Annotated in this window: 5 protein-coding genes; all 5 read left to right on the top strand. The window is 72.4% G+C overall.

Annotated elements, in window-relative coordinates:
* The first annotated feature begins 9 nt into the window (after window positions 1–9).
* Window positions 10–987, top strand: a complete 978-nt coding sequence (locus tag NR810_RS23565) for a FecR domain-containing protein (protein WP_257455569.1) — start codon at window positions 10–12, stop codon at window positions 985–987.
* Window positions 988–1,155: 168 nt separating this feature from the next.
* Window positions 1,156–2,892 carry a TolB-like translocation protein gene (locus tag NR810_RS23560; protein ID WP_257455568.1) on the top strand — a complete coding sequence of 579 codons (1,737 nt, stop codon included), beginning with the start codon at window positions 1,156–1,158 and terminating at the stop codon, window positions 2,890–2,892.
* Between the two features lie 62 nt (window positions 2,893–2,954).
* Window positions 2,955–4,859, top strand: coding sequence for a hypothetical protein (locus NR810_RS23555; RefSeq protein ID WP_407653827.1), 1,905 nt, complete (start codon window positions 2,955–2,957; stop codon window positions 4,857–4,859).
* On the top strand, window positions 4,856–8,455 hold the full coding sequence (locus NR810_RS23550) for a flagellar motor protein (RefSeq protein WP_257455566.1): 3,600 nt from the start codon (window positions 4,856–4,858) through the stop codon (window positions 8,453–8,455). The genes NR810_RS23555 and NR810_RS23550 overlap by 4 nt, the downstream gene beginning before the upstream one ends.
* 19 nt (window positions 8,456–8,474) lie before the next feature.
* The gene (locus NR810_RS23545) at window positions 8,475–11,651 is read left to right on the top strand and encodes an MYXO-CTERM sorting domain-containing protein (protein WP_257455565.1); all 3,177 of its coding nucleotides are present in this window, start codon (window positions 8,475–8,477) and stop codon (window positions 11,649–11,651) included.
* The last annotated feature ends 7 nt before the right edge of the window (window positions 11,652–11,658 follow it).

Raw genomic sequence — 11,658 nt, 5'->3', positions numbered from 1 at the left:
GAAGGCCCCATGGACGCCCCCCGTTCTCCCCGGCGCACCGTACGCTTCCTGATCGCGCTCGCCGCCATCCTGTCGGCGCTGCCGCTGGGCTATTTCCTCTTCCTCCACGAGCCCCCGGCGGCTCCTCCTCCGCCCGCGCCCGTGGTGCCGGAGGTTCCCCGGCCTCCCGAGCAGGCCCCCGTGGCGCGGAGCTCGCTGAAGCTGGAGGAGATCCACGGCACCGTGGAGGTGCGCCGCGGCAACGGGGAGTGGCACGCGGTCCGCCCCGGCGAGGCCCTGCACCCCTCGGACGCGGTGCGTACCCTGGAAGGCTCCTACGCGGTGCTCGTCAACGGCGAGACGGTGGAGGTCCGCATGGAGGCCGGCACCGAGGTGTCCATCGAGGCCCTCACCGACACCCTCTCCCGCCTCATGCTCGCCAACGGTATGACGACGACCCGCGTCAAACCCGGCGCCCGGCAGACCTTCGAGGTGAGAGCCGCGGGCAGTGACGCCGTGGCCCGGACCGAGGGCGGCCGCTTCACCATGAGCAACAACGGCAAGGGCACCGTCGCCGTGGGCACCCAGGAGGGCGAGGTCGCCTTCATCGGCCAGGGCAAGGTCGTCATCGTCCGCGCCGGCCAGCAGTCCATCATCCGCCCCGGCCGCGGGCCCTCGGATCCCACTCCCATCCCCACCAGCCTCCTGCTCAAGGTGAACTGGCCCGCCCGCCCCACGCTGACGCGGCGCCAGATGGTCGTCTCCGGGCAGACCGAGCCCGGCAGTCACGTCGACATCGAGGGGCAGATCATCCCCACGGACGACCAGGGCCGCTTCTCCAAGACCCTGCCCCTCCAGGAGGGCTCCAACACCGTGCGCATCCATGCCCTCTCCGTGGGCGGCCTGCGCCAGGAGCTCAAACGCGATCTCAACGTGGACACCACCCCTCCCAAGCAGGTCATCGTCGACCCGGGGATGTGGAATGACCCCCGTCCGGACGGGCAATGATGGTAGGTTGACAGACGAGCGCGCGGAAAACGGGTGGTTGGGCCCGCGATTTGCACGCTCTTGAGCACTGAGAAGTGGCGCGGGTTGGCGCCTGGGGGGCTGAGCCCGGGAACCCTTTCTCTTGAAGAGGGGTCTTCCCGCCCGAAGAACCACCGGAGGTCAGCCACGATGCTGCGGACGCCCATCCTGCTTGTGTGCCTGCTGCCCGCGCTGGCCCTTGGCCAGACCGTCGGGGCGCCGATACACGGCAAATCCCTGGTCATCAACAACGGGCCAGGAGACCAGACGGATCCCCACGTGAGCGGTCCGGTGGTGTCCTACACGCAGCGGCTGAGCATCAGCAGCAGTGAGATCCACTACCACGATGTGCTCACGGGAACGGATCGCGTCATCCCCAACGAGGGCGGTTTCGACTCCAGCTCCGAGGTGAGCGGAGACACGGTGGTCTTCACCCGCACCACCAGCGGCAACCGCGTCTACCGCTTCAATGTCCGCAAGGGGGGAATGGCGGAGGAGCTCGCCCCCCGCACGGGCGCGGACCGGCGCGCCGTCGCCATCGGCAACCAGACGGTGGCGTGGCAGGAGCTGGGCTATACCGCTGGCTCCAAGCCGGCGGAGCTCTTCGCCTTCCGCCTGGATTCGCAGGCGCTCACCCTGCTGACGGACGATCTGCTCCTGGACAAGACGCCCGCCGTCAGCGCGGATGGGTCGACGGTGGTGTGGGCGAAGTGCGCCACCAGCACCGACGGGTGCGACATCTGGTCGGCCCGCACGGTCGAGGGGGGCTACGAGGTCGCTCAGCTCACGGGGACGGAGGGCGAGGATTCCGCGCCCGACACCAACGGCGAGGTGGCGGTGTACGTCACCGCGCGCACCGTCAACGGCGTGTTGGAATCGGACATCGCCTGGCAGCCGGTGGGAGGCGGTCTGGCCCGGTACCTCCCGCTGCCGGGAGCGGACGCCAACCCCAGCATCAGCGGCCCGCTGATCGCCTTCGAGCAGAAGGCTTCCGCCACGTCCTCCAACGTCGACGTCGTGCTGTACGACCTGCGCACGCAGACGTACTACCGCCTCACCGACACGCCGGAGACCGAGACGCTCAGCGACATCAGCGTGGAGCCGGATGGTCTGGTGCGCGTGGTGTGGGCGGTGCGGCAGGAGGGCGATCTCAACGTCTACGCCTACGTGTTCCGCCTGCCGACGGACTGCGCGCCGACACCGACCATCGAGAATCCGGCCGCCGTGTGCGCCCTGCCCGGGGCCCGGCCGCTGCTGGGCTCCCTGCAAGTGAACCGTTCCTCGGACACCTCGGAGGTGGCCTCCCTGGAGCTCAATGCCCTGGGCACCGGCGTGCTGTGCGTGGACAACGGCTACAAGGGCTCGCGAGCCACGGCGGGCCGGGTGTGGCTCGGCCCGGGCTTGCACGTGGGCCCCGAGTCCTTCGGGCTCGATGTGCCGGGCGCGGCCAAGGCGGTGCCGCTGCAGGGCAGCTTCAAGCTGTCCGCCCAGGCGGACGGCGTGCCCGGCGGTGCCTTCCAGGTGCGCGTCTACGGTGAGCCGTCGTGCGATGTCGAGGTGGGGGGCGGGGGGCCGACCAAGGAGGTGGGGGAGATCCACCATGGCCAGCTCGTGCCCTCCGTGCCCGTGAACACCAGTGGGACGAAGGGGCGTATGGCCCGCGGCTTCGTGCCGAGCGGGTACGAGGGGCTGGCCAAGGCGTCGGGCAGTGGCTTCGGCACGGGCGGCTCGGGACTGGTGGCGGGTGTCGAGGCTCCGCAGAAGCCGTTCCCGGGCTGCGGCGCGGCGGGCGGCCCGGTGTCCGTGCTCGGCGTGTGGCTGTTCGCCGCGTTGTCGTTCCGTCACAGGACCGCCCGGAATCGGGCCCGTGCCGCCGCTCGTCGATAGAACTTCGGGCACGGCATGGTCGCTGATAATTTACCGACCCTCTGAACCTCCTACTGCCAGCGCTGCTGCTGGCCGCCACGGCGGCCTCGGCGGACACGCTCGACCTGCTGGGGCCGTCCGCGGCCGTGCCACCCGAGGGCTTCTCCATCGCCCTGGTGCGCCGGGACGCCACCGGTGCGCCCGTGCCGGCACAGGGGATCTCCGTGTCCGCGAGTGGGGCACGGCTCCAGCCCGGTCCCGAGCAGCCGCCGCTGCGGACGTTCCTGGTCGTCCCCGAGCCGGGCGCCCGGGAGGTGCGGATCAGCGCCGCGGGTGAGGGGCTCGGGGCCGAGGCGCGGTACGTGCTGGGGCCGCCGGCCACGCGGGTGTCGCTCGCGTTGGAGCCTCCCGCGCCGGTGAAGGGGCGGGACAAGGAAGCCCGGCTCACGGTGCGGATGATCGGCTCGGACGGTGCGCCGGATGACTCCGGAGCGCCCCCCGTGCTGCGGGCCAACGTGGGCCGGGTGGAGGGGCTCGCGCGGACCGGGCCTGGCACCTGGCAGGCCCGCTACGTCCTGCCGGACACGCGCTACCCGGAGGTGGCCATCCTGGTGGCCCTCTCGGCGTGGCCCCACCCGCAGTCCATTCACGGCGCCTACGGCAAGGTGCTGGTGCCGCTGGCCGCCTCGGTGGAGTTGCCGGGCCGTACCGAGCCGAACGCGCAGCTCTCCATCACCATCGCCGGCGCGAGCTTCGGGCCGGTGAAGGCGGCTCCGGACGGGCGCTTCCGGGTTCCCGTCATCGTCCCTCCCGGCCACCGCTTCGGCCAGGCACGCGCGGTGGACGCGGCGGGCAACGTGCGGCGCTCGCGGATGGATCTGGCGCTGCCTCCCACCGACGGGTTGGCGTGCGTCCTCAACCCGCAGCGGCTCCCGGCGGATGGGGTCTCCCGGGCCCGCATGCTGTGCGCCACCAGCGATGCCTTCGGCCAGCCGGTGCTGGATGCGCGGGTGTCGGCCACGGTCCGTCATGGCTCCCTGCGCGGCCCCACGCGCGCCGAGGGGGGGCTGCTCGAGTGGATCTACACCGCTCCGAGGACGCTGCCCCCGGAGCCGGAGCGGCTGGTGGCCCTCTGGCCGGAGCGCGGGGCCAGCTCGCGCGAGGAGCTGTCGCTGCAGCTCGTCCAGGGGCCGGTGGCGAGCGCCTCGCTGTCCCTGCCCGAGCCGATGGTGCACCTGGGCTCGCTGGTGGCCGTCACCGTCACCGCGCGGGACGCCCTGGGCGTGCCGAGGCCCGGGGCGCTGGGGGTGATGGAGGCGCCGGTGGGCACGTTCAGCCCGGTGCGCGAGGTGGCTCCGGGGGTCCTCACCAGTACCTGGACGCTGCCGCCCCAGGGCCCGTTGGGTGACACGGTGGTGAAGGCGGAGACGTATGGCCCGGTCGGCACGGAACCGGCGCACCTGAGAGTGTGGGTGCAGCGGAGTGAGCTGTACGTGGGGGTGACGGACCTGGTGGGCCTGCCGGTACCGGCGCAGTCTTTGCGCGTGGGCGACGAGGAGCGGGTGACGGGGCCGGGAGGCACGGTGTCGCTCGGCCCCTTGCGTCCGGGCCGGGTGGAGGTGGTGCATGGCCAATGGCCCGGCCTGCGGCAGACGGTCTACGTGGTGGCCGAGGGCGGGCCGGTGTTCCCGCTGGGGCGGGCGCTCGCACCGGCCATGGCGGAGCGGTCGGTGCGGCTGGCGCCCGCCGTGCCGGTGAACGTGCGGCTGAAGGTGGAAGGCCCGCGCGTCACGTACTGGGTGGAGGACGCCTCGGGCCGGGTGCTGGAGGGGCGGAAGGTCCACATCTGGCAGTCCGCGGGTGAGCGGGGTGGGGTTCAGGAGAAGGAGGGCCGCGGCAGCTTCGTCGTGAAGCACGAGGGGCCGGTGAGCGTGTCCGTGGCGGACGTGGCCACCGGCGTCACCGCGCTCGTCGAGGTGCGGCCGTGAGGCGGGCCGGATGGGCGGTGTGTCTCCTCCTGCTGCTGCTTCCGGGCCTCGCGCGGGCGCAGCTGGCGAGGGCGGAGCCCCCGGAGCTGGGCGCGGCCATCGTCGGGCGCGTGTGCCGCGACCTGGACGGGGATGGGCGCTGCGCTCCCGAGGAGCCGGGGCTGCCCGACGTCCGGCTGGTGCTGGCCACTGGCCGCGAGGTGCGCACGGACGCCCGGGGCCGCTACCACTTCGCGGAGGTGGACGCGCGCAGTCCCGACCTGACGGGCGGTGTGCACCTGCGGCCCGGCCGGCAACGGCTGCGGTTGGATGCGCGGACGCTGCCCCCGGACAGCGAGGCCGCTCCCGAGGCCGTCACGGTGGAGGTGCCGTGGGCCGCCGTGGTGCTCCAGGACTTCGCGGTGCGCACGAAGGCCGCGTCCACCCCACCCCTGGCGCTCTCCTATGACGCGTCGCCCCCCTCGGCGGCGGTGGTCCCGGGCGGAGTGGACTTCCTCGTGGCCGGGAAGGCCTCGCCGGGGGACGTGGTGAAGGTGGGGGGCGTCCCGGCGGAGGTGGACGCGGAGGGCGCCTGGCGCGTGCGCGTCCGGTTGGATTCCGGGGAGAACGTGCTGCCCATCTCCGCCCTCGGGACCGGGAACACCCTGCGCCTCTTCCGCCAGCGCATCGACGTGGTGCCGCGCGACGGGAGCCTGCTCGTCATCCCCCGCGAGCCCGAGCCCGTGGGGGTGTTGCGGTTGCCGGGCGTGGAGGGAAAGCCCGCGGCCAGCGGCACCTCCTCGGTGATCGCCGAGTTCCCCGAGGGGACGCGCATCCGCTCGCCCCGGGGCGAGGTGACGGTGGGGCCGGAGGGATCCGCGCTGGTGCCGCTGGTGCTCGAGCCGGGCCACAACCCGGTGGACCTGGTGGTGCTGCGTCCCGGCGAGCCGGCGCGGACGGTGATGATGACGTTGATGGCGGAGCCGCGGCCCTTCGCGGTGGGCCTGCTGGACGTGGAGGCCACGCTGTCGCCCGCCACCGGGGACTTCCGGCTGCGAGGGCGGGGCGCGGCCCATGGCGAGGCGCGCCTGGGCCCCTTCTCCCTGGCCGGCGAGCTGGACCTGCGGGACACCGACGTGGACACCCTGAGCGAGCGGCCGCTGGCGGACTGGCTGCGTGTCCGTCTCCCCCGGCTGGATCGGGCGCCGGATCCGGATCTGGCCATTCCCGAGTGGGGGGACACGTCCGTGGGCCTCACGCCGAACCCCGCCGAGAGCCGCCTGCGGCTGGAGGTGCGCCATGAGCGGTTCGGCCGGGTGGGACTGGGGACGTACCGGGCGTGGGAGGCGGAGGGGGAGGTGGGCCGCTACCACCGGCCGTTGTTCGGTCCCTTCGCGGAGCTGGCCACCCACCTGGGGCGGCTGCGCGCGGGAGTGAATGCCTTCGCCGGAGGGCTGACGGATCCCACGCGGCTGCTCTCCGCCGTGCCCGCGTACGAGGAGCTGCGCACCACGGGCGGCAGCCTCTACTACCTGGGCTCCGGGTCGGTGGCGGAGGGCTCGGAGCTGCTGCGCGTGGAGCTGCGCGACGGCGTCACCGGCCTGCCGCTCGGCGAGCGTCATCTGGTGCGGGGCAGGGACTACGACATCGACTACTCGGCGGGCCGGATCCTGCTCGCGCGCCCGCTGTCCCTCATCCTCGGAGAGCCGCTGCTGGGCACGGATCCGCTGACGGCGGCGCCGGAGCCCGTCCTCTGTGTGCAGTACGCCGTGCTGCGGCTGGACGACGCGCCGACCGACACCGCCGGAGGTGAGGCCTGGGCGGAGTGGGGGCGCAGCCGGGTGTCCCTGTCCGCCGTGCGCGAGCAGCGCGAGGGGCGCCCCTACGTGCTCCTCTCCGGGCACGCGCGCACCACGCTGGGCGGCTACACGCTGATGGCCGAGGTGGCGCGGAGCCGTGGCGCGGCGGTGCTGCCGGAGCTGTTCGGGATCTCGGACGACGGAGGCCTCACGTGGTTCCGGCCGGACGAGGAGTGGGCACCGCCCGGTGGTGACGCCGTGGGGCTGCGCCTGCGCGGGCCGGGCCTCTTCGGTACGGGCTCCGTGGATGCGGCCTTCCGCCGGCGCACGGCGGGCTTCTCCGATGGGACGCACGCGGATACCCGGGCCTCGCATCAGCTCTCCCTGCGTGTGGTGCAGCCGCTGGGCCCCTGGCGCCTGACGGTGCTGGGGGATGACCGGCTCTCGGCGGATCCGCGGTGGCCCTTCCTGGAGGTGCCGCTGGGGGCGCGCACCCTGGGCGTGGGGGTCGGCTACGAGTGGGACCGGTGGGGTGTGCGCGTGGAGGTGCGCGACGCCAGCCTGCGAGCCCGTGACGAGCCCATCGAGGGTCCGCTGCTCGAGGGAGGAAGGACGTCGGCGGGGCTGCACGGGCACTATTCGGTGAACGAGTGGCTGCGCCTGTCGGCCGGCCACCGGCAGGCGCTGGTGCTGCGCGGCGAGGGCCCGGGCCGGGTGGATGACTCCTTCACCTCGGCGGGCGCGGACGTGAGAGTGAGTGACGAGGCCCTGGTGGGCGTGCGCGGCGGCTGGGGACCCGAGTTGGGGCCGCTGGCCTGGGTGCAGGGCACGTGGCGCCGGGGCCAGGACGTCTACTACGGCAGCTACTCGGTGGACGTGGATGGGCCGGACTTCGGCGCCGGCCGCGCGGTGAGCGGGGTGCACACGGACCTGTCGGACGGGACGCGCATCTTCGTGGAGAACGTCGCCTCGCATGACGCCACCGCGGTGCGTCTGGCGAGAGCGGTGGGCTTCCAGCAGACCCTCTTCGGCGCGCTGAACGTGAGCGCGCGCTACGAGCGGGGCGTGCGCTCTCCCCTGGACGTACCGTCCCCGCTGCGGCGCGACGTGGCGAGCCTCTCCGGGCAGCTCGTCCTGGAGCGCTTCCGGGCCGATGGGCGCATGGAGCTGGGCTTCGGACGGGGCGTGCCGGTGCGCGGCTCGACGGAGCCGGTGGATCGCATCCAGGCGGTGATGGCGCTCGCGGCGGAGGCGGTGCTGCGCGAGGACCTGACGATCTCCGGGCGGATGAACTACAGCCGCACGTACCGGCGGGAGACGCGGCAGGCGGAGGCCCGGCTGCTCGAGGGCTATGCGGCACTCGCCTGGAGACCGGGGCCGTTCCTGCTGGTGGCGCGCTACGGGCTGACGCGCGAGCTGCTGCCGGGCGAGCGCGCCCCCTTCGGGGAGCGAGCCCAGCAGATCATTTCACTGCTACCCGCGGTGCGTCTGGGGGAGCGCTTCGCGCTGGCGGCGGGGCTGCATGTGGGGCGGAGCAACCGGGGCGATGTTGCGATATGGGTAGTCACCGGCTCGTTGCGTCCCTCGGTGCGAGTGGTGGACGGGGTGGAGGTGGCGGTGGAGGCGGCGCTGCGCTCGGTGGCGCCGGTGGGCGAGGATGCGTTGGGTTCTCTACGGGGCGAGGTTGCGTACCGGGTGAACGAACGCCTGCGTGTGGCCGCTGGCTATACGCTGCTGGGGTTCACCGGGACGGGCTTGACGGAGGAGGCACGCGATGGATCCGACAGGCTCTATCTTCGAGTGGAGCTGGCGTACTAGCGGCGGAGGGTGCGCGCGCATGCGGCGGCTCGCCGCGGGGTGGATGGCCGGCCTGATGGTGCTGGCCGCCACGAGCGCGAACGCTGGCTGGCGGCCCGGCCCTCCGGTGACCGGGACGCCCAACGACGTCTTGGACGTGTGGGAGCGCGGAACGTTCTCGGTAGGTTATGGGCAGGGGGCGTACCTGTTCGTGGAGGATGCGCCCCCGCGGAAGCTCACGTTGAACGTGAGCCTGCCGTCGGTGGGCACCTACTACCAGGAGCTCGCGGGCTGCTTCGTCACGTTCTTCAGCGATTCGCCAGGGGAGCGGAGAAGCATCGGCTGGGACGGAACGAGCGCGTGCTCGCTGGGGCGTGATACGGCGCTGCTGGCGCCGAACGCACCGTTCGTCCTCCGCGTGAGACACATGCAGGGGGGCGCGGCGGCGGTCTCCTATGGTAACGAGGGCGGCGTCGTCTTCCTGTCGGACACCAGCATCTACGACAACAAGCCGTTCACCCATGTGCTCGGAGTGCAGGAGGAGCTCATCGGCTCGCTCGGCATGGTGCGGGTGGGCGGCAGGACCTACGCGCTCGTGGGTACCAACAGCAACAAGGCACAGGTTCACTGGGTCGACAGCGACAAGCGCACCACGAATCAGCTTCAGGACGCGGTTCCTTCGGTGGGGATCGCGCAGACCATCGACCTGTTCGCCGCTGGCAGCCCGGCGCTTCCCCATGCCGTGGTCGGTACGCAATCGGCGATCCTGCAGGGCGCGCTCCGGGACATCGACAGCCCCCTGCTCAGGAGCGATATCCGGCCGGTGTGGAGGTTCGACCCGGGGACGGGCCAGGGCGTGACCGGCGTGTCCATGAACGTGGATGCGGCGAACACGAGCGCCTATGGCCATGGGTTCGGGATGGCCGTGGTGGGGCTGGCGAACGGCCAATACGCGGTGGCGAGCCCGGTGCCCATGCCCGATGCCACGCGGGCGGGCACCCGCTGGAAGTTCAGGACCCTTCCGAGCGACATGACGCTGAGCCCCTTGAACCAGGTGGCCTGTACGGGAGCGAACTACTGCGTCGTCACCGCCACCAAGGCCAACGTGGGCAATGTCTTCGTCTACAGCAACGACGCACGCCCTCAGTTCCCATCGGGTGCCCTCGTGGAGCTCGATGAGGGCACGAGCGGCGTGTTCTCCTTCGAGGCGACGGATCCGGATGGAGATCCGGTGCTGACGCTGGCCGCCACGCCGAGCCAGGGCGGAGCGAGCTGGTCCGCGAAGCAGGCGGACGTGGGCGCCGGTGGTGGCGCCTGGGAGCCGGGAGATCCCGTCGTGATGAACGTCACCGCGGGGAACGTCTGCGCGACTCAGGAGGTGGGCGTCCTGGAGCTGCGCGCCTCGGATGGCTGGGCGGCGCATGACGTCGATCAGGACATCCTGGTGAGGGTGAGGCACACGCGGCGCCCGGACGTGCCCGAGGTGAGCTTCTCCAAGGGGGAGCTGAGAGCGGGCGAGCAGGAGCCCCTGGTCGTCCAGGTGCGCGAGCCGTATGCGGGCTGCGAGCTCGAGCGTTTCCATTGGAGCGCGCGGCCGGCGAGTACGGGGCTGGTGGGTCCGTCGTTGGCGACGGACGGAAGCAGCGCCGCCACGCTCACCGCTCCGCCCACCCTCTGCGTGGCGGGGGGCGCGGACTTTCCCTTCGAGCTCGCGGTCGAGGACGGCTCGGGCCTGCGCAGTGCCGATTCCAGGGTGTTCCAGGTGCACGTGGCGCCCTGGGGCAGGCCGAACGCGGCCTTCGAGACGAGCGATGGGGGCGTCATCACCGCCGGTCAGTCGCGGGAGCTGTCGCCCTCCGGGAAGGTGCACGAGTGTCTGGGCACGGCCGGCTTCCCGGGAGTGGAGACCACCTGGCGCGTGACGTCCGACAGGGCGCTCTCCGAGGGGGGCATCACGCTCCTGGACTCCAGCGGGAACCCGGTGGAGCTGGGGGCCGAGGTGCGGTCGCCCAGGCTCCAGGCGAAGACGACGGACTGCGTCGAGACGACCCACCTCACGTTCACGGCCGTCAACCACCTGAAGGGGGCCGCGGATGACGTCGCCGGGCCCACCTCGGTGCAGCACGTGACGGTGGAGACCTCGCTGACGCCGTTCGACTCGGGCCAGCTCGAGCTCGGAATCCACGACGTATCGGAGCCCTCGGGCGAGCTGCGGGTGGACGTGGGCTCGAACCTCAACTGCCCCGCGCGCCGTGGCCTGCGCGCCGATCTCCAGATCTCCCAACCGGGGACGGGTGGGCGCTCGGTGTCCGGACAGGTGCCCATCCAGGACACGTGGGAGGTGTCCCTGGGGGAGCAGTGCCTGGGCGGACGCTTGCAGTTGAAGGCCTCGATGGTGGACGACGCGGGCAGGCGCTCGCCCGAGACGGTGACGGAGCTGGTGGCCCCTCCGGTACGTGCGGGAGTGGAGCCCCTGCCAGCGGACACGGCGCTGGTGGCCGCGTGCGGCCATAACGCGAGCACCACGCTGACCCCCACCTTCCCCAAGGGCTTCTGCCAGTCGCCGGACGTCACCTGGCGGCAGGTGTCCGGCCCCGAGCTCACGCAGAGCACGATGCCCGATGGCACGGTGTCGCTGGTCACGAAGGAGACCGGGCTGGACACGCTGGTGGGCAGGTCCGTGGTGGTGGAGGTGACGGCGAGCGCGGGCCCGGAGAGCCAGTCCACGCTCCAGCAAACGCTGCCCATCACGGTGGTGCCCTTCGTGAAGGTGTCCCGCCGCGCCGAGGTGCCAGCAGCCTCGGACACGGGGCTCGTTGGTGTCTCCGTCGATCTCACCAACAGCACCGAGTGCGACGTGAACGACGTGAGCTACGAGGAGCGCCTGGAGGGGCTGACGTACGTGGAGGGGAGCGCGCAGGTGCAGGGCCAGGAGTCGGGGGTGGAGGTCGCCTGGAACGAGGGGGTGCTCTCCGTGAAGGGCCTCTCGCTGGCGGGAAAGGGCACCCGGAGGCTCACCTACGTGGCGCGTCCGCACCTGGTGGGCACGCGCCGCATGGAGGGCGTGGCCCGGTTGCGCGACGCGACCATCTCCATCAGCGACAAGCCTGGACCCAGGGTGGACGTCTCCGGTTGTGGCTGCACCAGCTCGGGCCCCGGCCCGGTGCTGTTGGCGCTCGGGGCCCTGGTGGCCGCCGTGCGGCGCCGCCGCCGGTGAACCCCGG

The sequence above is a fragment of the Archangium lipolyticum genome (assembly GCF_024623785.1).
In the GTDB taxonomy this organism is placed as follows: Bacteria; Myxococcota; Myxococcia; order Myxococcales; family Myxococcaceae; genus Archangium; species Archangium lipolyticum.
The sequence above is the reverse complement of the archived record's forward strand: the minus strand, read 5'-3'. Positions and strand labels throughout refer to the sequence as shown.